This is a genomic window from Actinophytocola sp. (assembly GCF_045807065.1).
Taxonomy (GTDB): domain Bacteria; phylum Actinomycetota; class Actinomycetes; order Mycobacteriales; family Pseudonocardiaceae; genus Actinophytocola.
On the sequence record NZ_JBJMIE010000228.1, the window covers coordinates 1 to 23,702 of the forward strand.

25 protein-coding genes are annotated in these 23,702 nt (G+C 70.6%); 17 read left to right on the forward strand and 8 right to left on the reverse strand.

The annotated features are described in order from the left end of the window. The coding region (locus ACJ73U_RS13365; RefSeq protein ID WP_407777910.1) for a GTP-binding protein at nt 1-562 on the reverse strand (562 nt) is incomplete at its 3' end. A 196-nt stretch (nt 563-758) separates the two neighbouring features. Between ACJ73U_RS13365 and pdxS the strand changes: the two genes are divergently transcribed. Further along, entirely contained in the window at nt 759-1,673 is a 915-nt protein-coding gene (pdxS, locus tag ACJ73U_RS13370; RefSeq protein ID WP_407777911.1) for a pyridoxal 5'-phosphate synthase lyase subunit PdxS, read from the forward strand. 54 nt (nt 1,674-1,727) lie between these two features. On the opposite strand, the gene ACJ73U_RS13375 is transcribed toward pdxS, so the two are convergent. Then, entirely contained in the window at nt 1,728-2,279 is a 552-nt protein-coding gene (locus ACJ73U_RS13375) for a helix-turn-helix domain-containing protein (RefSeq protein ID WP_407777912.1), read from the reverse strand. Nucleotides 2,280-2,357: 78 nt separating this feature from the next. Here ACJ73U_RS13375 and ACJ73U_RS13380 point away from each other — a divergent pair, with 78 nt between their 5' ends. The 7 genes from ACJ73U_RS13380 (at nt 2,358) to ACJ73U_RS13410 (ending at nt 8,165) form a co-directional block, all read left to right on the forward strand. Then, nucleotides 2,358-3,047, forward strand: a complete 690-nt coding sequence (locus tag ACJ73U_RS13380) for an AzlC family ABC transporter permease (RefSeq protein WP_407777913.1) — start codon at nt 2,358-2,360, stop codon at nt 3,045-3,047. Beyond that, nucleotides 3,044-3,376, forward strand: coding sequence for an AzlD domain-containing protein (locus tag ACJ73U_RS13385; protein ID WP_407777914.1), 333 nt, complete (start codon nt 3,044-3,046; stop codon nt 3,374-3,376). The genes ACJ73U_RS13380 and ACJ73U_RS13385 overlap by 4 nt, the downstream gene beginning before the upstream one ends. Nucleotides 3,377-3,408: 32 nt before the next feature. Beyond that, the gene (gene pdxT, locus ACJ73U_RS13390; protein ID WP_407777915.1) at nt 3,409-4,035 is read left to right on the forward strand and encodes a pyridoxal 5'-phosphate synthase glutaminase subunit PdxT; all 627 of its coding nucleotides are present in this window, start codon (nt 3,409-3,411) and stop codon (nt 4,033-4,035) included. 73 nt (nt 4,036-4,108) lie between these two features. Next, on the forward strand, nt 4,109-4,861 hold the full coding sequence (locus ACJ73U_RS13395) for a YebC/PmpR family DNA-binding transcriptional regulator (RefSeq protein ID WP_407777916.1): 753 nt from the start codon (nt 4,109-4,111) through the stop codon (nt 4,859-4,861). Beyond that, nucleotides 4,854-5,366: a DUF4262 domain-containing protein gene (locus tag ACJ73U_RS13400; RefSeq protein WP_407777917.1), complete on the forward strand. Its 513-nt coding sequence runs from the start codon at nt 4,854-4,856 to the stop codon at nt 5,364-5,366. Before ACJ73U_RS13395 ends, ACJ73U_RS13400 begins: the two co-directional genes overlap by 8 nt. Before the next feature lie 171 nt (nt 5,367-5,537). Continuing rightward, a complete protein-coding gene (locus ACJ73U_RS13405) occupies nt 5,538-6,215 on the forward strand; it encodes a hypothetical protein (protein WP_407777918.1) in 678 nt (225 codons plus the stop codon). 84 nt (nt 6,216-6,299) lie between these two features. Further along, nucleotides 6,300-8,165 carry a metallophosphoesterase gene (locus tag ACJ73U_RS13410; protein ID WP_407777919.1) on the forward strand — a complete coding sequence of 622 codons (1,866 nt, stop codon included), beginning with the start codon at nt 6,300-6,302 and terminating at the stop codon, nt 8,163-8,165. A gap of 61 nt (nt 8,166-8,226) precedes the next feature. Here ACJ73U_RS13410 and ACJ73U_RS13415 read toward each other — a convergent pair whose 3' ends face one another. The 5 genes from ACJ73U_RS13415 to ACJ73U_RS13435 are packed head-to-tail and all read right to left on the reverse strand — an operon-like array spanning nt 8,227 to nt 13,842. Then, nucleotides 8,227-9,750, reverse strand: coding sequence for a glucoamylase family protein (locus ACJ73U_RS13415; protein ID WP_407777920.1), 1,524 nt, complete (start codon nt 9,748-9,750; stop codon nt 8,227-8,229). 5 nt (nt 9,751-9,755) lie between these two features. Continuing rightward, a complete protein-coding gene (locus ACJ73U_RS13420; RefSeq protein WP_407777921.1) occupies nt 9,756-10,592 on the reverse strand; it encodes a carbohydrate ABC transporter permease in 837 nt (278 codons plus the stop codon). Continuing rightward, nucleotides 10,585-11,622, reverse strand: a complete 1,038-nt coding sequence (locus ACJ73U_RS13425) for a carbohydrate ABC transporter permease (RefSeq protein WP_407777922.1) — start codon at nt 11,620-11,622, stop codon at nt 10,585-10,587. Before ACJ73U_RS13425 ends, ACJ73U_RS13420 begins: the two co-directional genes overlap by 8 nt. Continuing rightward, on the reverse strand, nt 11,615-12,871 hold the full coding sequence (locus ACJ73U_RS13430; protein WP_407777923.1) for a sugar ABC transporter substrate-binding protein: 1,257 nt from the start codon (nt 12,869-12,871) through the stop codon (nt 11,615-11,617). The genes ACJ73U_RS13425 and ACJ73U_RS13430 overlap by 8 nt, the downstream gene beginning before the upstream one ends. After that, nucleotides 12,868-13,842, reverse strand: coding sequence for a LacI family DNA-binding transcriptional regulator (locus ACJ73U_RS13435; protein ID WP_407777924.1), 975 nt, complete (start codon nt 13,840-13,842; stop codon nt 12,868-12,870). Before ACJ73U_RS13435 ends, ACJ73U_RS13430 begins: the two co-directional genes overlap by 4 nt. Nucleotides 13,843-14,058: 216 nt before the next feature. Here ACJ73U_RS13435 and ruvC point away from each other — a divergent pair, with 216 nt between their 5' ends. The 8 genes from ruvC (at nt 14,059) to ACJ73U_RS13475 (ending at nt 21,790) form a co-directional block, all read left to right on the forward strand. Beyond that, nucleotides 14,059-14,631: a crossover junction endodeoxyribonuclease RuvC gene (gene ruvC, locus ACJ73U_RS13440; RefSeq protein ID WP_407777925.1), complete on the forward strand. Its 573-nt coding sequence runs from the start codon at nt 14,059-14,061 to the stop codon at nt 14,629-14,631. Nucleotides 14,632-14,772: 141 nt separating this feature from the next. Continuing rightward, complete coding sequence (gene ruvA / locus ACJ73U_RS13445) at nt 14,773-15,369, forward strand: Holliday junction branch migration protein RuvA (RefSeq protein WP_407777926.1); 597 nt, start codon at nt 14,773-14,775, stop codon at nt 15,367-15,369. Nucleotides 15,370-15,390: 21 nt separating this feature from the next. Beyond that, complete coding sequence (gene ruvB, locus ACJ73U_RS13450) at nt 15,391-16,461, forward strand: Holliday junction branch migration DNA helicase RuvB (protein ID WP_407777927.1); 1,071 nt, start codon at nt 15,391-15,393, stop codon at nt 16,459-16,461. 36 nt (nt 16,462-16,497) lie between these two features. Continuing rightward, nucleotides 16,498-16,896, forward strand: a complete 399-nt coding sequence (yajC, locus tag ACJ73U_RS13455) for a preprotein translocase subunit YajC (RefSeq protein WP_407777928.1) — start codon at nt 16,498-16,500, stop codon at nt 16,894-16,896. 153 nt (nt 16,897-17,049) lie between these two features. Further along, nucleotides 17,050-18,924 carry a protein translocase subunit SecD gene (secD, locus tag ACJ73U_RS13460; RefSeq protein ID WP_407777929.1) on the forward strand — a complete coding sequence of 625 codons (1,875 nt, stop codon included), beginning with the start codon at nt 17,050-17,052 and terminating at the stop codon, nt 18,922-18,924. A 1-nt stretch (nt 18,925) separates the two neighbouring features. Next, on the forward strand, nt 18,926-20,191 hold the full coding sequence (gene secF, locus ACJ73U_RS13465; RefSeq protein ID WP_407777930.1) for a protein translocase subunit SecF: 1,266 nt from the start codon (nt 18,926-18,928) through the stop codon (nt 20,189-20,191). Beyond that, the gene (locus tag ACJ73U_RS13470; RefSeq protein ID WP_407777931.1) at nt 20,188-20,709 is read left to right on the forward strand and encodes an adenine phosphoribosyltransferase; all 522 of its coding nucleotides are present in this window, start codon (nt 20,188-20,190) and stop codon (nt 20,707-20,709) included. The genes secF and ACJ73U_RS13470 overlap by 4 nt, the downstream gene beginning before the upstream one ends. Nucleotides 20,710-20,743: 34 nt before the next feature. Continuing rightward, nucleotides 20,744-21,790, forward strand: a complete 1,047-nt coding sequence (locus tag ACJ73U_RS13475; protein WP_407777932.1) for a pentapeptide repeat-containing protein — start codon at nt 20,744-20,746, stop codon at nt 21,788-21,790. On the opposite strand, the gene ACJ73U_RS13480 is transcribed toward ACJ73U_RS13475, so the two are convergent. Continuing rightward, nucleotides 21,773-22,537: a dioxygenase gene (locus tag ACJ73U_RS13480; protein WP_407777933.1), complete on the reverse strand. Its 765-nt coding sequence runs from the start codon at nt 22,535-22,537 to the stop codon at nt 21,773-21,775. The genes ACJ73U_RS13475 and ACJ73U_RS13480 overlap by 18 nt on opposite strands. 102 nt (nt 22,538-22,639) lie before the next feature. On the opposite strand from ACJ73U_RS13480, the gene ACJ73U_RS13485 reads away from it, so the two are divergent. Then, on the forward strand, nt 22,640-23,702 hold a 1,063-nt coding region (locus tag ACJ73U_RS13485), incomplete at its 3' end, for a RelA/SpoT family protein (RefSeq protein WP_407777934.1).

Sequence of the window (23,702 nt, forward strand, 5' to 3'; positions counted from 1 at the left end):
CCAGAAGCCCTGTCTTGCCGCCGCCGGCCGGCAGGTACAGCGGCAGCACGCCCGCGCCGAAGGCCTCCTGGCAGGCCCGGATCTCGGCCATGGCGTCCGCGCGCTGGTGGTCCAGCCTGGCGACCACCACGGCGCGGGGCATGCCGACGGCGGCGCACTCCGCCCACAGCGCGATGGTCGCGGGGTCGACGCCCTCGGCCGCGCACACCACGAACAGCGCGGCGTCGGCGGCACGCAGGCCGGCACGCACCTCGCCGACGAAGTCCGCGTACCCGGGGGTGTCGATCAGGTTGATCTTGACGTCGTCGTGCACGAGCGGGGCCACCGACAGACCGACCGAGCGCTGCTGGCGTTGCGCCGCCGGGTCGTGGTCGCAGATCGTCGTGCCCTCGGTCACCGTGCCCGCCCGGGAGATCACACCGGTCACCGCGAGCAGGGCTTCCGTCAGGGTCGTCTTACCGGAGCCGGACGGCCCGACGAGAACGATGTTGCGCACCTTGGCCGGGTCGTCTACAGCGACCGCGGCTCCGCCGTCACCGTTTTCCGATTGTTTGCTGGCCATGCCACTCACCCTTTCCGCTGACCGCACTGTCAGCCGGGTTTCGGTGTGTTTGCTATGTGCTCGATCTCACTCCTGTTTTCCAGGTCAGACAACCCCAAGCGAAGAAGTGGCCTGACGAATTACCAGTGAATTGGCCCGTCCTTGATAGCCACCTGGAACCTAGACTTGACAGGGGATCCACAGAGGAGGGTGATTCGTGACTACTGATTCGACGTCTGCCGCTACCGAGGTCGCCACCGGGACGGCGCGGGTGAAGCGGGGCATGGCGGAGATGCTCAAGGGCGGCGTGATCATGGACGTGGTCACCGCCGACCAGGCCAAGATCGCCGAGGACGCCGGTGCCGTGGCCGTCATGGCGCTGGAACGCGTGCCCGCGGACATCCGCGCGCAGGGCGGGGTGGCCCGGATGAGCGACCCCGACCTCATCGACGGGATCATCAGCGCGGTCTCCATCCCCGTGATGGCCAAGGCCCGCATCGGCCACTTCGTCGAGGCGCGGGTGCTGCAGTCGCTCGGTGTCGACTACGTCGACGAGTCCGAGGTGCTCACGCCGGCCGACTACGCCAACCACATCGACAAGTGGCAGTTCACCGTGCCGTTCGTGTGCGGCGCCACCAACCTGGGCGAGGCGCTGCGCCGGATCACCGAGGGCGCGGCCATGATCCGCTCCAAGGGCGAGGCCGGCACCGGTGACGTGTCGAACGCGACCACGCACATGCGCAGGATCCGCGCCGAGATCAAGCGGCTGACGTCGCTGCCGGAGGACGAGCTGTTCGTCGCGGCCAAGGAGCTGCAGGCGCCGTACGAGCTGGTGCGCGAGGTGGCCTCGTTGGGCAAGCTGCCGGTCGTGCTGTTCACCGCGGGCGGCATCGCCACCCCGGCCGACGCGGCGATGATGATGCAGCTGGGTGCCGAGGGCGTGTTCGTCGGCTCGGGCATCTTCAAGTCCGGCGACCCCGCCGCCCGCGCCAAGGCGATCGTGCAGGCCACGGCGTTCCACGACGACCCGGACGTGATCGCGAAGGTGTCGCGCGGCCTCGGTGAGGCCATGGTCGGCATCAACGTCGAGGAGGTCCCGGAGCCGCACCGCCTCGCCGAGCGTGGCTGGTGAACGGCCGCCGGCGGCTGGACTGACGAGCGGAGCGGGGCCACTCGACACCGGTGATCACCAGTGTTCCGAGACCATCACCGAGAAGGTGCCGGGTTCCAGCGCCTCGAAGATGTGTGGGAGGTCGCCCGGGTAGGCCACATAGTCGCCCGGGGCGATCTCGACGGGGTCGTCGGTGAGCCCGAGCCGCGCCCGGCCCGCGCACAGCACGACGTGCTCGACCACGCCGGGCATGTGGGGTTCGGACGAGCGGACCGAGCCCGGCTCGGCGGAGATCAGGTAGACGTCGCGGCGGGCGTGGGGCGGGCAGGAGGCCAGTAGCGTCGCCACGTAGTCGGCCCGCTCGGAGAACACCGCCGGTCCCTCACCGGCGCGGATGATCTGCACCTTCGGCCGTGGCGGGTCCACCAGCCGGCTGAACGGCACGTCGAGGGCCACCCCCAGCGCCCACAGCGTCTCCACGCTCGGGTTGCCGCTCCCCGCCTCCAGCTGGGACAGCGTCGACTTCGCGATGCCCGCGCGCTTGGCCAGCTCGGACAGTGACAGCCCGACGCGCTCCCGCTCGCGACGCAGTGAGAACGCGATGACGTCGAGGGGTGCCTGTGCCATCAGTCAGCTCCCGTGTTCGTTGTGTAAGACCGATCGTTCGCCTTGACGAACGCTCACCTTCTGTTCATCATAAAAGCCATGCGTTCGATCTGGCGAACACTCACTCCCTCGTTGCACCGCGACACCCTGGCGATGGCCGGCGCGATCGGGGTCATCGGCGTGTCCTTCGGCGCGATCGCGGTGGCCAGCGGGCTCGACTGGTGGATGCCGTCCGCGCTGTCCGTGCTCGTGTTCGCGGGCGGGTCGCAGTTCATGGTGGTCGGCGTGGTGGCCGCGGGTGGCGGCCTGGTCGCGGCGGTGGCGGGTGCGCTGGTGCTCAACGCGCGGCACCTGCCGTTCGGCCTGGCGCTCGGCGACATCATGGGCCGGGGGTTCCTGTCCCGGGCCGTGGGCTCGCACCTGCTCATCGACGAGTCGGTCGCGTTCGCCATGGCGCAGAAGGACGATCCCGAGCGGGCCCGGGCGGTGTTCTGGTTCCTCGGCACGTGCGCCTTCGTCGTGTGGAACCTCGGCACGATCGTCGGCGCCGCCGCCGGCCAGGTCATCGCCGACACGGACGCCTTCGGCCTGGACGCGGCCTTCCCGGCGGGGCTGCTGGCGCTGGTGCTGCCGTCGCTGCGGAACCCGCGCACGCGCAACGCGGCCCTGCTCGGGGCGGCGGTCGCCCTGGCCGCGACCCCGTTCCTGCCGGCGGGGGTGCCGGTGCTGCTGGCCCTCGTGGGGCTGGTGGCACTCGTGCCCGCACCCCGCGAGCAGGTGCCGGCATGAACCTCGTCGCCATCCTTGTTCTCGCTGTCGGGACCTATGCCTTCCGGCTCGCCGGGCCGCTCCTGCGCTCCCGGCTCGCCAGGGCTCAGGGGGACGAGGCCGCGCTCCCGCCGCGCCTCACCGAGCTGCTCTCCACCGCCGCGACGGTCCTGCTCGTCGCGCTCATCGCGACCACCGCGCTCACCGACGGCGGGAGGTTCGCCGGGATCGCGCTGCCGGCCGGGGTGCTCGCCGGGGCCCTGCTGGCGTGGCGCAAGGCGCCGTTCGTGGTGGTGGTCGTCGCGGCGGCGCTGGTCGCGGCCGGGCTGCGGGCGCTCGGCGTGCCGTAAGTAAGCTGGTCTGAATAGTAGGAGGTCCACAGGTGTCCGCTGGTCCGCTGATCGGTGTCCTCGCGCTGCAGGGTGACGTGCGCGAGCACGCCGCCGCGCTCGAGGCGAGTGGGGCCCGCGCGACCGCGGTGCGCCGGCCCGGCGAGCTGTCCGAAGTGGACGGCCTGGTCCTGCCGGGCGGCGAGTCGACCACGATGTCGCGGCTGCTCGACATCTTCGGGCTGCTCGACCCGCTGCGGGAGCGCGTCCAGCGGGGCATGCCCGTCTACGGCTCCTGCGCCGGCATGATCCTGCTGGCCAGCAAGGTGCTCGACGGGCGGGAGGACCAGCACCAGCTCGGCGGCCTCGACATGATCGTGCGGCGCAACGCGTTCGGCCGGCAGGTCGACTCGTTCGAGGAGGACCTCGACTTCGCCGGCGTCTCCGGCAGGGTGCACGCCGTGTTCATCCGCGCGCCGTGGGTCGAGTCCGCCTCACCGGAGGTCGAGGTGCTCGCCAGGGTCGGTGATGACCCGCAGGTCCCCGGTGGTGAAGCCGCCGCCGGTAGGATCGTCGCGGTTCGTCAGGGTCCCGTGTTGGCCACGGCGTTCCACCCCGAGCTGACGGGGGACACGCGGGTACACAGACTGTTCGTGGAGATGGTGGAGGGAACGTCGTGAGCGGAGCTTGCGGAGCGAACCAGATAACACAGGGCGACCGCGAGCGGCCGCTCGGAGCCTGCGAGGAGCGGTCGTGAGCGGCCACTCAAAATGGGCGACTACGAAGCACAAGAAGGCCGCACTGGATGCCAAGCGGGGCAAGCTCTTCGCGAAGCTGATCAAGAACATCGAGGTGGCCGCGCGGACCGGCGGCGGTGACCCCGACGGCAACCCGACGCTGTTCGACGCGATCCAGAAGGCCAAGAAGAACTCGGTTCCGCAGGACAACATCGAGCGCGCCCGCAAGCGTGGCGGCGGCGAGGAGGCCGGCGGCGCGGACTGGCAGACGATCATGTACGAGGGCTACGGCCCCAACGGCGTCGCCGTGCTGATCGAGTGCCTCACCGACAACCGCAACCGCGCCGCGAGCGAGGTCCGCACCGCGATGACCCGCAACGGCGGCAACATGGCCGACCCGGGCTCGGTGGCGTACCTGTTCAACCGCAAGGGTGTGGTGATCCTGCCGAAGAACGGCCTGTCCGAGGACGACGTGCTCATGGCCGTCCTCGAGGCCAGCGCCGAGGAGGTCAACGACCTGGGCGAGAGCTTCGAGGTCGTGTCCGAGGCCACCGACCTGGTCGAGGTGCGCAAGGCGCTACAGGAAGCGGGCTACGACTACGAGTCCGCGGAGGCGAGCTTCCTCCCGTCGGTCACCGTCCCGCTGGACGCCGAGGCCGCGCGCAAGGTTTTCCGCCTGATCGACGCCCTCGAGGACAGCGACGACGTGCAGAACGTGTACGCCAATTTCGATATCTCCGACGATGTCATGGCCGAGGTTGATGCCTGACCTGCCCTTATCGGTCGAGGAGCGTCGGCTGCGCGACCACCTGGTCGCGCAGGTCGACGCCCACGGCAGGGCGATCGTCGAGGTCGCCGGGGACAAGGACGGTGCGCCCTACACCTTCTCGGTCGGCGTGTGGCAGCGCTACGGCATTCCCGAGGCGGTGACCATCGGACTGCCCGAGGGCGCCGGCCGGCACCTGATCGACGCCTACATCGACCGCGCCAGCCAGGGTGAGGAGTTCCCGCCCGGCCAGGTCTGGGACGACCTGCTGGAAGGCGTGCTGGTCACCGTCGAGCGCGTCAACAGGGGCCACTACTTCGAGTTCTTCGGCAGCGTCTTCCTCCTCCACCCGGACGGCGACTTCGACGCGGTGCAGTTGATCACCGCGACCCCGGAGGACGACTGGCCGTGGGAGGCCGACGCCCCGCCCGGGTTCGACCTGTGGCAGCCGGTGCTCACCGAGAGCGGTCTCCCGGAGAGCTGGACACCCGGCGTCGACGGCCCCTGACGCGCGCTCCTGACCATTGACAGCGCGATTTCACTGTTGCCGCAAGGAAGTTGCCCCCGTGGCCGTCTCACCTGAACAGGCCAGAAGCAGCAAAACCCTCACACGCCGAAGACCCGTCGGCGCCGTCGCGTACCCTCACCGCGTCGGCCCCGACGACGAAGGCGAACCCGGATGATCATCTATGGCTGGAAGACGTACGTCCAGGTGCTGGCCGTACTGCGGTTGGTGTGCGGCCAGTGCGGGAACGCGTCGGAACACGTACTGCGCAAGCTGACGACGAAGTTCACGCTGTTCTGGATTCCACTCTTCCCGATCGGCAAGAAGCACACGCTGTTCTGTTCGGCGTGCGAGCACGAGCAGCGCATTCCGGGAGCGCAGGCCAAGGAGATGATGGCAACCGGCGGGATGCCGCCGGTCGGGATGCCGGGACCGGGTATGCCACACGGCATGCCGACCCCCGCGATGGCCGGTCCGGGGACGCCGCCTCCGGGTTTGCCGGGGGGACCGGGTGTGCCACCGGGAATGCCGGTGATGGGCGCTCCGGGTATGCCACCGGGAATGTCCGGCGCACCGATGGGTGCGCCGGGGATGTCCGGGCCTGGTACGCCACCGCCCGGTATGCCCTCGCCTGCCTATCCGGGTCAGGGGGTGCCTGGCATGCCGTGGCAGACGCCGATGCCCGGCCCGGGCACGCCACCGCCGGGTATGCCCGCCGCTGGCCCGTACGGACCGGGGCCGTACGGCGCACCGGGGACCGGCCCGCAGCCGCAGGTCCCGCCGCACGGCTATCCGCCGCGGCAGCCTTACCCGCCGCAGGGCTACCCACCTCAGGGCTACGGCACCCGCTGATGCGGGGCTGATCCCGACCCACGGGCGGCCCGGAGGCCAGGCCCCCGCGTGGACAGCGCGACGATCTTGTTACAGGCTGGACGGATGGCACGACCGCGACCACAGGACATGTCCGAGGCGCAGCTCGGCTTTCGGCCACGGAAGGCCGTTCGCTGGCTCGGGCCGAAGGTCCTGATCACCACCGGGGCGCAGTCGCTCGTCGCGGAGATATTCGGGTCCTACGCGGACAAGCGGGAGCTTCAGGGCAGCCTTCCCGCCGTCATCCATGACCATGGCGGCCACGACGAGCTGTGGTTCGACTACGTCGCCGACCTCGGTGACGGGTTCGACGCCACCTACTCCGTCGCCTCGCTGCTCGCCGCTCCGTCGCTCGACCTCGGGACTGTCGCGCCGCCCGGCCTCGAAACCGCCACCCCGCCACGCCTCGGGACCGCCGCCCGGCCCAGCCACGAAACGGCCACCCCGCCCGGCCTCGAAACCGCCACCCCGCCACGCCTCGATACCGCCGCCCGGCCCGGCCACGAAACGGCCACCCCGCGCGGCCAAGAGACCACCACCCCGCGCGGTCGGTTGCTGATCATGGGCGGTGACCAGGTCTATCCCGCCGCCTCGACCAGCCGCTACGAGGACCGCACGAAAGGCGTCTACCGCGCCGCGTTGCCCGTCGCGCCACCGCAGCCGCCGACGCTGCTCGCGCTGCCCGGCAACCACGACTGGTACGACGGTCTCACCTCGTTCCTCCGCGTGTTCGCCCAGCGCAGGCCGTTCGGCGGTTGGCAGACCGAGCAGACCCGCAGCTACTTCGCGGTCAGGCTTCCGCAGCGCTGGTGGCTCTACGCCATCGACACCCAGTTCGACGACTACCTCGACGCGCCCCAGCTGGAGTACTTCCGCACCGCCTCGGCCGACCTCCAGGACGGTGACGCGGTCATCCTCTGCACCTCGACGCCCGACTGGGTGCCCGCCGGCGCGGGTGGTGCGACCAAGGGCTACGACACGGTCGAGTTCTTCCAGCGCGAGATCATCCGCCCCCGGGGCGCGAGCGTCCGCCTCATGCTGTCCGGCGACACGCACCATTACGCGCGCTACGCCGAACAGGCCGGCACCAGCCAGTTGATCACCTGCGGTCTGGGCGGCGCCTACCTGGCGGCCACCGATCACCTGCCGGTGGAGCTGACCCTGCCACCGCACCGGTCGCGGGTGCGTGAACCGGCCCAGGCCACGCGGTTCGAGCTGAAGACCCGCTACCCGCGGCACACCGGGCGTCTGGCGGCGGGCATCTTCCGGCTGCCCTGGCGCAACCTCGGCTTCTGGGGCCTGACCGGCGCCACCCAGCTGCTCACCACCATGGCCATGCTGTACGGACTGACCGAGTCCGCCGTGCGGTCGGGTGTGTTCGGCCTGCTGACGTCGTGGTCACCGGCGGTCATCGTGGCGGGCGTGCTGGTCCTGGCCGGTGTGGCGTTCGCCCGGTTGGAGCTGCCGGGGGCCGCTCGCCGGCATGTCATCGCGGGTGCGATGCACGCGGTGGGGCACCTGGCGCTGAGCGTCGGCTGGGCACTGGCGATCCGCTGGCTCTACCACGACGTGCTCCCGCACGGCGCGGTCGGGGACTGGCTGGTGTTCCTCGTCGCCGCGGTCGGCACCCCCGTGCTCATCGGCTTCGTCGACGCCGAGGTGGTCGCGCTGTACCTGCTGGTCGCGAGCCGCCGCGGCATCAACCTGAACGAGCTGATGGCCGGCCAGAGCGTCGAGGACCACAAGGGTTTCCTGCGCATGCACATCGCCGACGACGGCACCCTGACCATCTACCCGGTCAAGCTCGACAGGATCTGCCGCACGTGGCGCCCCAACCCGGACGGCGCCGCCACCGACCCGTGGTTCCTGCCCGAGCGGCCCCTGACCCCCGAGCTGATCGAACCCCCGATCAGGATTCCGCGCACGCCGTGAAGGGCGCGGGGCCGGAGCGGATGGGGGAGGGGGTGGCCCGCACCCGCCCCGGCGTGAGAGGTCACTGGCGACGCGGGAGGTTGAACTCCTCCATCGCCATGACCGGTCGTAGGCGCGTGGTCGGGCCGCCCGGCGTGAAGGCGTCGCGCAGGACGTTGCCACCGACCAGGTTGCCCAGAGCACCCATGATCATCCCTTGGTCCAGCGCCAGGTACCGCTTCGCCACCGTGCCGCTGCGCACGGCGACCGCGTCGTAGAAGCCACCGGGGCCGTAGCTGTCGAAGTCCCGGCGCAGCCTCGCCAGCTCCGCCGCCGCCGCGTGTGGCTGGTACGCCGACGCCAGCACGACCGCGTGGGGGGTCACCACGCCGTCACCGTAAGACGATGGCAGTGGTTGCGGGTCTCGGCAACCCTCGAAACCCACGTCCACCGACGTGCGTTCCTCGTCGCTCGTGTAGCCGAGCGTGTCGAGCCCCATGAGGTCGACACCGTACTCCCGATAGCCGCCCTCCGGGTTCGACGACGGCGAGAAACCCCAGTGACCGTACTTCGCGTCGGAGAGCCCGTGCTCGATCTGCCCGCGCACGTACACCGAATGCTGCCGCGCCCACGAGTCGCGGCCCCACGCCACCTCCGGCACGAACATGTCCGGCATCAGCTCCTCGAACATGTCACCGCCCCACGTCGGCACGAACCGCAGCCCGCGGTAGGTGTAGCTGCCCTCGAACACCGGCACGCCGAGGTAGTCCACGAACCGGCCCGCCGGCTTCTGCTCCTGCCACCCCCAGTCGCAGGTGTCCGGGAACGTCCGCCACGGCGCGAAGTAGTGCGCCGCCGGCACCTGGCCCAGCGAGATCGCCACGTACGTGATCATCCGCGTCTCCGAGGCGAACGTGCCGTACGTGTGGCAGGTGTAGTACACCTCCGGGCCGGCGCCGGTGTAGTTGCCGGGCAGCGAGCACTGGGGCGCCGGGGGCGGGGCGTCCCAGAAGCCGCCGCGCATCAGGCCCGCCGGCACCTCCGGGCCACGCGCCACCGGATCGTAGTAGAACGCGAAGTCCATGGGCGCCAACAATTCCTGCGCCTGAGCCCGCACCTCGGGCACCGCGTTGCGCACGACCATCAGCGCGGCCGCCAGCCACGCGTTGTCCACACTGGACGCGAACGGGTACACCACCGACCCGTCCTCGGGCCACGTGTGCAGCAGCGACAGCGTCGCCGGGTCGTACCAGTTGTAGAACTGCCCGGACGCGGGATGCCGCCGCAGGCGCCCCAGCGACGACAGCGTGGTCCGCACGCGGGACACCAGCTCCCGGCGCGAGATCACGCCGAGGTCCTCGGCCACGACCGCCGACCACAGGTACGAGCCGATGTTCGTCGGCGACGTGTACCTCGCCCGCGTCGCCGGGTCGAGCGCGCCGCCGATGTGGTCCGCGGGCAGTCCCGTCGACGGGACGGTCATCGCGGTGAACGACCGCCACGTGTCGCGGACCAGCCGTAGCGCCGGGGACGCGTCGGCGGGGGTGACGGGGGTGAGCAGAGCGGCCGCGAGCACCGCGACCACGGCGGTTCGTAATCGGGACATGGCACCTACTTCAGTCCGGTCGTCGCGATACCGCGGACGAAATGACGTTGCAGCAGGACGAAAACGACGAGCACCGGCAGTACGACCACGACCGCGCCGGCGATGAGGATGTCGTACTCGGTCCGGTTCTGCCCGATCGCGTAGAGCGCCAGTGCGACCGGCAGCGTGTAGGTTCCCTCCTCCGTCGCCGCGACCAGCGGCCACAGGAAGTTGTTCCAGGAGGCCAGGAACGTCAGGATGCCGAGCGTGGCGAGCGCCGGCCGGCACAGCGGGAGCACGATCCGCCAGAAGATCCGCCACTCCGACGCCGCGTCGATGCGCGCGGCCTCCAGCAGGTCGTCCGGAATGGACAGGATGAACTGGCGCATCAGGAACACGCCGAACGCCTGCGCCAGATACGGCAGGATGAGCCCGGCCAGCGTGTTGACCAACCCGAGGTTCGACGACAGCACGAACAGCGGCACGATCGTGACGATGCTCGGCACCATCAGCGTGCCCAGCACGATCCCGAACAGCACGCGCCGGCCGGCGAACCGCAGCTTCGCGAGCGCGTACCCGGCGGCACTGCAGAACAGCAGGTTGCCCAGCGTCGTCACCACGGCGACGACCGCCGAGTTCGTGAAGTACGTGGGGAAGTCGAGGCGTTGGAACAGGCTGCCGTAGTTGGCGAGCGTCGGGTCGTGCGGCCACCACGTCGGCGGGTCCGCGCGGATCTCGGCCTCCGGCTTGAGCGAGGACAGCAGCATCCACACGAACGGCCCGGCGACGAGCACCAGCCCGCCGACCAGGATCGCGTACAGGGCCGTCCGCGCGACCCGGTCCCGTGCGCGGCGGCTAGTCAACGTCGCTCCTCAGCAGCTTGAACCAGGCGATCGACAGCAGTACCACGACCACGAACAGCACGTAGCCCATGGCGGACGCGTAGCCGTAGTTGCCGAACCCGAACTGGTTGTAGGTGTGGTAGGCGACCGACAGCGTCGAGTCGAGCGGGCCACCCTGCGTCATCACGAACGGCTCCTCGAAGAACTGGACGTAGCCGATCGTCGTGACCACCGCGACGAACAGCATGGTCGGCCGCAGCATCGGCACGGTCAGGTACCGGAACTGGGCGAGGCGGCGCGCGCCGTCGATCGTGGCCGCCTCGTAGAGGTCCTTCGGGATCGCCTGCAGCCCGGCCAGGAAGATCACCATCCCGAAGCCGAGGTTGCGCCACGCGCTCATGACGATCAGCGTCGGCAGTGCGAACCTCCTGTCGTTGAGCCAGTTCGGCCCGTGGATGCCGTAGAGGCCGAGGATCTCGTCGAGCAGACCGGTGTCCGGCTGCAGGACGAACCGCCACACGACGGAGATCGCGACGATGCTCGTGACGACCGGCAGGTAGTAGCCGACGCGGAACACCGCCTGGAACCGCACCAGCCCGGAGTTGAGCCCCAGCGCGACGACGAGCGCCAGTGCCATGGTGAGCGGCACCCCGACCACGACGAAGACCGCCGTGTTGCCGGCCGCGGTGAGGAACTTCTCGTCGCGCAGGAGCCGGAGGTAGTTGTCGAGCCCGACGAAGTCGACGTTGAGGGGGGTGCGCAGGTCGGTGCCGCGGAGGTCCGTGAGGCTCATGAGCAGCGACGCGGCCACCGGCCCCGCGGTGAACACGCCGAACAGCAGGGCGAACGGCAGCGCGAAGCCCCACCCCGTCAGGGTGCGGCCCACACGAGGTGGACCGGACCTCCGGCCCGGCCGTGTGCCGGCCACCACACCGCCGCCGGCGGCCTGGTCGGGTGTCCGGTCGCGGGCCGTGGCAGCGGCACCGCCCGGGTCTGCCCGGGTCGACGCCTTCCCGGCCGCCGTGCCGGGCCGACCCGACACCTCAGCCACCGGTGCCGATCGACGTCGCCTGCGCCTGCATGGCCTTCGCCGCGTCGGCCGCGGACTCGGTGCCCTTGGCGACCTTCTCCAGCTCCGTGTCGATCCCGGCCGCGATCTGCTCCCACGTCGGGATCGACGGCGGCGCCTTGGCCTTGTCCAGCTGCTCGCCGAACAGCGCCAGCCGCTTGTCACCCGCCAGCGCCTCGTCGTCCCACGCCGCCTGCACCGACGGCAGGTCCGCCACCGTCCGGTACCACTTCACCTGCACCCGCGGCCGCATCAGGTACGACACGAACTTCCACGCCGCGTCCCGGTTCTTGGCGCCCTTGAACACCGCGAGGTTGCTGCCGCCGATGAACGACGTGAAGTCGCCCGACCCGGTCGGCATGGGCCACAGCTCGTACTTTCCCTTGCCGCCCAGCTCGTCCAGCAACCCGATGTGCCACGGGCCGGAGACGAACGACGCGATCTCGCCCGACAGCAGCTTCGGCTCCGTCTCGCCCTCGCGCAGCCGGTCGCGGGTGGACAGTCCGCTGTCGTAGAAGGACCGGTAGTAGTCGAGCGCCTGCACGACCTCCGGCGAGTCCAGGGTGAACTTCTGACCGTCGTAGATATCCCCGCCGTTCTGCCACACGAACGGCATCACGGTCTGCCACGCACCCGTCTGGCCAGGCTGCAGGTAGATGCCCCACCTGGCGCCGCCCTTGGTCCGCATGTCCTCGACGGCCCTGGTCAGCTCGGCCCACGTCTTCGGCGCGGCGGAGATCCCGGCCTTCTCGGCGACCGAGGAGTTCACGTACAGCAGCCGCGTCTCCACATACCAGGGCACGCTGAACGAGGTGCCGTCCACGACCCCGGTCTCCCAGGCGCCGGGGAAGAAGTCGTCCTTGTCCACCAGCTCGGGCGGCACGACGTCGAGCGCGCCGGTCTTCGCGAACTCGCCGACCCACGTGGTGCCCAGCATGGTCACGTCCGGCGTCTGCTGCCCGGCGATGGCCGCGGACAGCTTGTTGTGGGCGCCGTCCCAGGGCACCGGGGTCACGGTCACGTGCGCGTCCGGGTTCTCCTTCATGAACGCGTCGGCCAGCACCGACAGCTTCTCGCCCTCGGTGCCCATGGCCCACACGCTGAGGTCGCCCGACGCCGTGCCCCCGGAGACCGCCTCACCCCGCTTGGCGCCGCCGTCGTCGCCGTCCCGGCCGCACGCCGACAGCGCGAGCGCCGCCACTGCCACCGCGGCCAGAAAACGCCTGGTCATGCCCTACCTCCCGACTCGTGGACGCCGCAGCTGGTCCGCACCACCAGCCGGGTCGGCAACACCTCATGGCGCGCGGGCGTCGCGCTGCCCTGGATCCGCTCGTCCAGCCAGCGGGCCGCGGTCGCGCCGAGTTCGCGCATGGACTGGTGCACGGTGGTCAGCCGCGCGTAGTCGGCGGCCATGACGTCGTCCCAGCCGGTCAGGGCCAGGTCGCCGGGCACGGACAGGCCGAGGTCCTCCGCCGCCCGCAACGCGCCGAGCGCGACCTCGTCGTTGGCGCAGACGATGGCGTCCGGCCTGGTGCCGGACAGCAGCTCCCGGGCCGCCGCGTAGCCGGAGCGCACGTCGAACGCACACGGGGCCGGGGCCGGCACCGCGCGCCCGGCCTCGGTGAGCGCCTGGCGGAACCCCGCGTACCGACCCGTCACATCCGGCGACTCACCCGGATCCCCGAGGAACGCGAACGTCCGGTGGCCGTGGCCGAGCAGGTGCGCGGTCAGGTCGCGGGCGCTGCGCTCGTTGTCGGCGGTGACCGTGTCGACCAGCCCGACGGGGGTGCGCGCCAGCAGCACGAGCGGCAGCCCCGTGTCGGCGATCCGCCCCACGACGCCGTCCCGCACGGTCCGGCCCATGATCACCATGCCGTCGACGCGTCCCGCCAGCTCCAGCACGGCGTCCGCGGCGCCCCGCCGGCCGTTCGTGGCGAGGATCAGCACGCTGCGGCCCAGCTCGGCGACGACCTCCTCGTAGCCGAGCAGGACCTCCGCGTAGTAGGGGCCGGACAGGTCGGGGAAGACGATGCCGTTGGCGGCGTGCTGTCCCTCGGCGAGCGCACGGCCCGCGCCGCTGGGGCGGAACCGCAGCTCCTCGGCGACCTCGCGCACGTGGCGCCGGGTGGGGGCCGCGACCAGCTGGGAGTCACGCAGCGCCCGGGACACGGTGGCGATGGACACCCCGGCCCGTTCAGCCACCTCGTAGATGGTGACCGGGCGCCGTTCCCGACCCGACATGACAGCGGCCTTCCGTGGTTGGAAGCGCTTACATTTCCCGTTGCTGAATTTCTAACACGGGTGTCAAGCCGAACCCTCCTGTCCAACGGGGCCGACGTCCGGTTCAACCGTGTCGGTGCGCCGGGTCCGGGTCCCGACCCCCTAGAGTTCGAACTGATGTTCTCGGGAGGCAGGACCATGCGGGTGTTGGGCGTCGACCCCGGTCTGACCAGGTGCGGGATCGCCGTGGTGGACGGGGCGGTCGGCCGCGAGCTGACGTGCGTCGAGGTCGGCGTGGTCCGCACGCCGGTCGACGCCGAGCTGTCCGTCCGCCTGCTCGCCGTGGCCGACGCCGTCGAGGGCTGGCTCGACCGCCACAAGCCGGACGTCGTCGCCGTCGAGCGGGTGTTCAGCCAGTACAACGTCCGCACCGCGATGGGCACCGCCCAGGCCGGCGGCGTGGTCGCGCTCGCCGCCGCCCGGCGCGGGCTGCGGGTCGTGTTCCACACCCCCTCCGAGGTCAAGGCCGCGGTCACCGGGTCGGGCCGTGCGGACAAGGCGCAGGTCACCGGTATGGTCACCAAACTGCTCGGGCTCACGACGGCGCCGAAACCGGCCGACGCCGCGGATGCGCTCGCCATCGCCATCTGCCACGTCTGGCGCGCACCCATGCGCGACCGGCTCGCCGAGGCGGAGGCGCGGGCCGCCGAGCTCGCCCGCAACCACAAGGCACGGCTCGCGGCGGCCGCCGCGAAGAGGAAGACGACATGACGCCCCGTGCGCCGACCGAGCGGCTCCCCACCGCACCGCGGGGGAACGTGACGTGAACCGGCCACAAGTGCGTGACCGAACGGAACATTCGTTCCTCGACGCGACCAAGACGGTGAATTCCGGAGAGGCGGAACAGTCCACATGATCTCGCGCGTACGCGGGAAGGTGCTCTCGATCGGCCTGGACCACCTGGTCGTCGAGGTCGGCGGGGTCGGCCTGCTGATCACCGCCACCCCGGCCACGCTCGCCACCCTCCGCACCGGTGCGGAGGCGATCCTCGAGACCACGCTCGTCGTCCGCGAGGACTCGCTGACCCTGTTCGGCTTCGCCGACGCCGAGGCACGCGAGCTGTTCGGCCTGCTGCAGACCGTCTCCGGGATCGGCCCGCGCATCGCCATGGCCACGCTCGCCGTGCTCGACCCCGCCCAGCTGCGCGCGGCGCTCGCGGAGGGCAGCATCGCCGTGCTCACCCAGGTCCCCGGCATCGGCCGCAAGGGTGCGGAACGGCTGATCATCGAACTGCGGGACAAGGTCGGCGCGCTCGCCGCCGTCACCGCCGGGTCCGTGGCCACGGGCAACGGCGCGGTGCGGGGGAGCGTGGTCGAGGCGCTGACCGGCCTCGGCTTCCCGGCCAAGCAGGCCGAACAGGCCGTCGACGGGGTCCTCGCCGAGAACGGCACGTCCGACACCTCGACCGTCCTGCGCAGGGCGCTCGCCACCCTGGGCAACAAGCGGTAGACGGTCGTGCACGATGAAACCGTGACGGACGAGGACTCGCTGGCCACCCCGGAGGTACTGCCGGGGGACGACGAGGCGACGCTGCGCCCCAAGCGGCTCGCCGAGTTCATCGGGCAGCACCGGGTCCGTGAGCAGCTCGAGCTGGTCCTCCAGGGCGCCGTCCGGCGTGGCGTGCCGCCGGACCACGTGCTGCTGTCCGGCCCGCCCGGCCTCGGCAAGACCAGTCTCGCCATGATCATCGCCGCGGAGCTGGACGCCTCGCTGCGCATCACCTCCGGTCCCGCGCTGGAGCGGGCCGGCGACCTCGCGGCCATGCTGTCCAACCTCGTCGAGGGCGACGTGCTGTTCATCGACGAGATCCACCGGATCGCCCGGCCGGCCGAGGAGATGCTCTACCTGGCGATGGAGGACTTCCGCGTCGACGTGGTCGTCGGCAAGGGCCCCGGCGCCACCAGCATCCCCCTTGAGATCGCGCCGTTCACGCTGGTCGGCGCGACCACCCGGTCCGGGACGCTGACCGGGCCGCTGCGCGACCGGTTCGGCTTCACCGCGCACATGGAGTTCTACTCGGCCGAGGAGCTGGACCGCGTGGTGCGCCGGTCCGCCACGATCCTCGGCGTCGAGCTGCGGCCCGACGGCGCCGCGGAGATCGCCGGCCGCTCCCGCGGCACGCCCCGCATCGCCAACCGGCTGCTCCGCCGGGTGCGCGACTTCGCCGAGGTCCGCGCGGACGGGGTCGTGACCAGGGACGTCGCCAGGGCGGCGCTCCAGGTCTACGACGTCGACGAGCTGGGCCTCGACCGGCTGGACCGGGCCGTGCTCGACGCGCTCGTGCGGTCGTTCGGCGGTGGTCCGGTGGGCGTCTCGACACTGGCTGTGGCGGTCGGCGAGGAGGCAAGTACCGTAGAAGAGGTGTGCGAGCCGTACCTGGTACGGGCAGGGATGCTCGCGAGGACGCCCCGAGGCCGGGTGGCCACGGCGGCGGCATGGTCCCATTTGGGGCTTTTGCCCCCGCCTACCGCTCCTGGCCCGGTGCCGCCTACCCTGTTCGACAGCGACATGAACGGTGACACCGCGCACGCCGCGGACTAGGTAACTCACGGACGGACGACTATGGAACTCCTCCCCATGCTCCTGCTGTTCGGGCTGCTGGGCGTCATGATGTATTTCATGACCCGGCGCCAGCGCAAGGCGCAGGAGCAGCAAGCGACTCTCCAGAACTCGCTGGAGGTCGGTGACCGGGTGATGACCACCTCGGGTCTGTACGGCACGATCACCGACGCGGAAGACGGCACGACCGTGACGCTGGAGATCTCCCCCGGTATCGAGACCGAGTGGCTGCGTGCCGCCGTCCGCGAGAAGGTCGGTCCCGTCGAGGAGCTGGTCGAGGACGCGGACGACATCGAAGGCATCGACGACATCGAGGCCATCGAGGTCGTCGCGGTGCCCGACACCGTCGACGCCGAGACCAACGAGCCGCCGGCCATCAAGGACGACGCCGAGCTCGAGTCGGGCAAGAAGAAGTAGCTCTCCGCGTGAGCGTGGCGTGACCGTGTGACACGGCCCTCACGTCGCGGCAGGTACGCTGCGCCCTCACCCACACAGGCAACGGGTGCGGGCGCAGTCACGTGACCAACACACGCGCGCCCACCCCTGTAGGTTCAAGGAGATCGACCGACCGTGGCCTCATCCGCCGGGCAGATCCGCCCAGGACGCTATCTCGCGTTCTTCGTTTTCATCGTGGTTCTGCTCTATGGCCTGCTGTTCGGGACGGGCAATCACAAACCCAGCCCGAAGCTCGGCATCGACCTCCAGGGCGGCACCCGCGTCACGCTGACCGCACGCACGCTCAACGGTGAGGCGCCGAGCAAGGAGGCCCTCAACCAGGCGCGGCAGATCATCGAGACCCGCGTCAACGGCATCGGTGTCAGCGGCACCGAGGTCGTGCTGGACGGCACCAACATCATCATCACGGTACCGGGCGAGGAGGGCGACCAGGCCAAGAACCTCGGCCAGACCGCCCAGCTCCGGTTCCGCGCGGTGATCGGGCAGCCGCAGGCCGCCACCCAGCCGGCGAGCGACACGACGTCGACCCAGCCGACCACCCCGCCGGCCAGCGAGACGACCACGCCGCCGTCGAGCGACAACCCGTCGGTCGGGTCGAGCGCCTCGAACAACCCGCAGGGCCGTCCCGCCCCGGCCGTCGCCGGCCAGCCGGCCAGCACGGCCCCGTCCACGCCGCCCGCCACCACGACGACCACCGCGCCGCCGTCCTCGGGCGCCGCCGACGGCGACAAGCTGGACCCCGCGATCCTCGCCGACCCGCTGGTGGCGTGCCCGAAGTACTCCGAAGACGTCGACACCTACGCCAAGGACGTCAAGGCGAACCGGGACAGCAAGGTCACCACGGCCCAGCTCATCCAGCTCGGTCGCGCCTGCCGCCAGTCCGACAAGCTCGCGCCGAGCAAGGACGGCACCGTCCAGGCCGACCAGACCACCCAGCAGATGGCGATGGCCGCGCTCGACTGCTCGAAGCCGGACCCGCTGGTCGGCAACGACGACCGCAACAAGCCGCTGGTGGCCTGCGACCAGGACGGCACGGCCAAGTACATCCTCGGCCCGACCTTCCTCGACGGCACCGACATCAGCAACGCCGGCTCCGCGCCGGACCCCCAGGGCGTCGGCTACGTCGTCACCCTCGACTTCAACAGCTCCGGCGGCAAGACCTGGGCCGACTACACCTCGGCCCACGTCAACGAGATGGCCGCGTTCGTGCTCGACACCCAGGTCGTCTCGGCGCCGCAGATCCAGGGCGCCATCACCGGTCAGACCCAGATCACCGGTGGCCAGGGCGGGTTCTCCTCCGCGGAGGCCAAGGACCTCGCGAACGTGCTGAAGTACGGCTCGCTGCCGCTGTCGTTCGACTCGTCCGAGGCGGAGACGGTGTCCGCGACGCTGGGCCTCGCCTCGCTGAAGGCCGGCCTGATCGCGGGCGCGCTCGGCCTGCTGCTGGTGTTCGTCTACTGCCTGTTCTACTACCGGGTGCTCGGCCTGCTGACGATGCTGTCGCTGGTCTGTTCCGGTGTGATCGTGTTCGCGGTCCTGGTGCTGCTCGGCCGGTGGATCGGGTTCACGCTCGACCTCGCCGGTGTCGCCGGGTTCATCGTGGCCATCGGTATCACCGCGGACTCGTTCGTCATCTTCTTCGAACGGCTGAAAGACGAGATACGCGAGGGCAGGACGTTCCGCTCCGCGGTACCCAGGGCGTGGGTGCGCGGTCGGCGGACGATCCTGTCCGCGGACGCGGTCATGTTCCTCGCCGCCGGCGTGCTGTACGTGCTGGCGGTGGGCCAGGTCCGCGGCTTCGCGTTCACACTGGGCATGTCCACTGTGCTCGACCTGGTCGTGGTCTTCCTCGTGACGCACCCGCTGGTGGCGCTGGCGTCGCGGTCGAAGTTCCTGTCGAGGCCGGGCATGTCGGGGCTGGGCGCGGTACAGCGCCAGGCGAGCGAGCGGCGGGCGGCCGCCGCCCGTACCGTGGCGAAGGAGGCGTGACGTGGCTGACGTGAAGGCAGCGCCCGTCAAGAAGGACAGCTTCTTCCACCGGCTCCACGTGGGCACCGGTGCGCTCGACGTGGTCGGCAAGCGCAAGCGGTGGTACGTCTTCTTCGCGATCCTGATCCTCGTGTGCGTGGGGTCGATCGTGTTCCGCGGCTTCAACCTCGGCATCGACTTCACCGGCGGCACCCGGATCTCGATGCCCGCGCACGGCGCGCACGGCGACATCGCGGTCAGCCAGGTCCAGGACGTCTTCAAGAACACCCTCGGCTTCGAGGACGCGGCCACGCAGACGGTGGGCACCGGCGGCGCGTCGACGATCCAGATCCGGTCGGAGACGCTGAACCCCGCCCAGGTCACCAAGCTGAAGGACGCGCTGTTCGGCCGGTTCCAGCCGCTGAACTCCAGCGGGCAGCCGAGCGAGCGGGCCATCAGCGACAGCGCGGTGAGCGCGTCGTGGGGTGGGGAGATCTCGCAGCAGGCGCTGATCGCGCTCGCCGTGTTCCTGGTGCTGGTGACGATCTTCCTCGCGCTGTACTTCGAGAAGTGGATGGCCGTCGCGGCGCTGGCCGCGCTCGTCCACGACATCGTGGTCACGGCGGGCGTGTACTCGATCGTCGGCTTCGAGGTCACCCCGGCGACCGTGATCGGTCTGCTGACGATCCTCGGTTTCTCGCTGTACGACACGGTGGTGGTGTTCGACAAGGTCAGGGAGAACACCCGCGGCCTGCTGGGGCTGACCCGCCGCACCTACCCGGAGGCGGCGAACCTGGCGCTGAACCAGACGCTGATGCGGTCGATCAACACGTCCCTGATCGCGACCCTGCCGGTGCTGGGCCTGCTGGTCGTCGGCGTCGGCCTGCTCGGTGTCGGCACCCTGCAGGACCTGGCGCTGGTGCAGCTGACCGGCATCATCGCGGGTGCCCTGTCCTCGATCGCGCTGGCCACGCCGGTGCTCGTGGACCTGAAGATGCGCGAGCCCCAGTTCCAGCAGCAGGCGGCCCGCGTGCGGGCCCGGCGGGACAACCTGGCCCGCAAGGCCGCCGAGCGCGAGGCCTCCCCGGCCCCTGCCGCGGCGGCCGCCCTGGACGAGGACCTCGCGACGACGGACGACGAGTCGCTGGAAGCCGAGCTGCGCCAGGAACGCGCGATGGCCGCGGCCAGCAGCGTCCCGGCCCGCAACCCGAAGACGGCGGCGGCCCAACGCCGCGGCCGCCCGGCGGGCAAGCACCCCGGTCGCCCGTCCGGCAAGCGCCGCCGGTGACTGATCTCGAGGACGCGCTGGCACTGGTTCGCACGGTCCCGGACTTCCCCGCACCGGGGGTGCTGTTCCGGGACCTGAACCCGCTGTTCGCGTCCGAGCCGGCGCTACGGGCGGTCATCGACGCGATGGCCGCCCAGCTCCCGGCGGATGTGGACACCATCGCGGCCATCGAGGCCCGCGGCTTCCTGCTCGGCGGCGCCCTGGCCGTGGTCAGCGGCCGAGGCCTGGTGGCGATCCGCAAACCGGGCAAACTCCCGGTGGTCGCCGACCGCGTCGACTACGCCCTGGAGTACGGCACCGCCACCCTGGAACTCCCCGGCGGCGTCGTGTCACCCGGCGCCCAGGTAGCGGTCGTGGACGACGTCCTGGCAACGGGCGGCACGGTCGACGCCACGTGCCAACTACTCGAACGCGCCGGCGCGACGGTCTCACTCGTGACGGTCGTGCTGGAACTCCAGGCCCTGGGCGGCCGCAACCGCCTGCCCGGCCGCAAGATCGAGGCACTGCGCACGATCTGACCGCTGCGAGGCGATCTGACCTCTGCGAGGCGCTATGAGCCGCTTGCGAGACGGCTGGCAGGCCCGCCGCGGCCGGTGGTGGTGGATCGCCGCCCTGATCCTCGTCCCAGTCCCGCTCGGCTCGGCACTGTCCGTGGCGCTGCTCCTCACACTGGTCGACGCGGCGAACACGGCAGACCAGATTGAGCTGATCAAGACCGGGCTGGCGATCGGCGCCGGTATGGGTGGCGCGGTGGCCCTAGTGCTGGCGGGGCGGCGGCAGTGGTCGACGGAGCAGGCCCACCGCGTCGCCGAACAGTCCGCCGCCGACGTCCGCCACGACGCCACCGAACGGCGAATCACCGACCTGTACTCGAAGGCCGCCGACCAGCTCGGCTCGGACAAGGCCGCGGTCCGACTCGCCGGCCTCTACTCACTGGAACGGCTCGCGCAGGACACCCCGACTCTGCGCCAGACCATCGTGAACCTGCTCTGCGCCTACCTCCGGATCCCGTTCAATGCCCCACCGTGGCCACTCGACGACAAGCCCGTCGAGGAGAATCAGCTTCGAGAACTGGAAGTGCGGCGAACGGCACAGCACATTCTGGCCGCACACCTGCGGTTCGCCGGCGCCTACGGTCAACAGCACGAGACGTTCTGGCCGAACATCGACGTCGCACTGAACGGCGCGGTGCTCTATCGCTTCGACATGACGGGTGCCCGGGTTCGCTGCAGCTCGTTCGGTGGCGCGCGGTTCGTCGGCTGGACCAGCTTCGAGCACTGCGACTTCCAGGGGCCAGCGATTTTCGGCGGCGCGCGGTTCGAGCAGGCAACCAGCTTCCGAGGGGCTTGGTTCCACGCCGAGGCGCGGTTCCGCGGCGTCCACTTCGACGGTCCTACCCGCTTCGACGACACGGAGTTCCACGGAGAGACGCTGTTCGGCGGGGTTCGGCACCTGGAGACCGGTGACAAGAAGGACGGTGCCGTGTTCGCCGATGAGGCGACCTTCACCGACGCCAGGTTTGTGCGGCAGCCGGTCTTCGAGCACGTGCGTGCCGCGGTGCCGCTGGTTGGACTGTCCGGCTCAGTCGAACTGGACTGAGCGTTTTGCCAGGCCGTACCAGTAGCCGTCGATCACCGAGGTCGGGGTGTCCGTGGTGCCGACGCTCGCGCCCAGCGACACGAACAGTGGGGCGAAGTGCTCGGTGCGGGGGTGGGCCAGGCGGGCGGCCGGCGACTTGTGCTCGAAGTCCAGCAGTGCGTCGAAGTCCTTCGTTGCCAGTGCCTCGGCGCCCCAGTGGTCGAACTCGGCTGACCAGGTGGGTGCCTCGGCGGCCGGGCCGTCGACCATGCGCAGGGCGGACAGGTTGTGGGTGAAGAAGCCGCTGCCGACGATCAGCACACCCTCGTCTCGGAGTGGGGCCAGGCGCTGGCCGACGGCGAAGAGCTCGGCCGGGTCCAGTGAGGGCATCGACATCTGCAGGACCGGCACGTCGGCGTCCGGGTACATCTCCTTCAGCGGCACGTACGCCCCGTGGTCCAGGCCGCGGGCGGGGTCGTCGTGGACGTTGCCCAGCAGGGCACGCACCGACGCGGCCAGCTCCGGTGCGCCGGGCGCCGGGTACGTCACCTCGTAGTAATGCTCGGGGAAGCCCCAGAAGTCGTAGACCAGCGGTACGGAGGTCGTCGCGCTGATGGTCAGGGGGGCGTTCTCCCAGTGTGCGGACACGATCAGCACCGCGGCGGGCTTCGGCAACTGGCCCGACCAGTCGGCCAGTTGACGCGTCCACAGCGGGTCGTCGGCGAGGGGCGGCGCCCCGTGGCTGAGGTAGAGCACCGGCATCGACATGGCTGGCTCCCACAGTTGAAGTTTCAACTACAGCGTAACATCAACCCGGCGGCGGATCTTCCGACCGAACGCGGTTATTCTCAGTCTCAAAGGAGCTTGCCTTTGAGTCAGAACGTCGAGACCGGAGCGGCGGCGGAGGCCACGCCACCGCCGGCCGTTCGCGCGCCCTCAGCCACACGGCGCGTACGCGCTCGCCTCGCCAGGCGTATCACCGCGCAGCGGTCCGCGCCGGTCAAGCAGGTGCTCGAACCCCTGGCCGCCGTCCACCGCGAGCTGCACCCCAAGGCCGACCTCGCCCTGCTGCAACACGCCTACGACGTCGCCGAGGAGGCCCACCGCGGTCAGCGCCGCAAGTCCGGCGACCCGTACATCACCCACCCGCTCGCCGTCGCGACCATCCTCGGTGAGCTGGGCATGGACACCATCACGCTCGTCGCCGCGCTCCTGCACGACACCGTCGAGGACACCGACTACGCCCTGTCCGACCTCCAGGAGGACTTCGGCGAGGAGGTCTCGCGCCTGGTCGACGGCGTGACGAAGCTCGACAAGGTGCAGCTCGGCAGCGCGGCCGAGGCCGAGACGATCCGCAAGATGGTCATCGCCATGGCGCGCGACCCGCGCGTACTGGTCATCAAGCTGGCCGACCGGCTGCACAACATGCGCACCATGCGCTTCCTGCCGCCCGAGAAGCAGGCGAAGAAGGCCCGCGAGACCCTCGAGGTGCTCGCCCCGCTCGCCCACCGCCTCGGCATGGCCACCGTCAAGTGGGAGCTGGAGGACCTCGCCTTCGCGATCCTGCAGCCCAAGAAGTACGACGAGATCGTCCGCCTCGTCGCCACCCGCGCCCCCTCGCGCGACACCTACCTGCAGAAGGTCACCAGCGAGCTGACCAGCGACCTGGAGCAGTCGCGCATCATCGCCAAGGTCGAGGGCCGCCCCAAGCACTACTACTCGATCAACCAGAAGATGATCGTCCGCGGCCGCGACTTCGACGACATCCACGACCTGGTCGGCGTGCGCCTGCTCGTCGACGACGTGCGTGACTGCTACGCGGCCATGGGCGTGGTGCACGCGATGTGGCAGCCGATGCCCGGCCGCTTCAAGGACTACATCGCCCAGCCCCGCTTCGGCGTGTACCAGTCCCTGCACACCACCGTGATCGGCC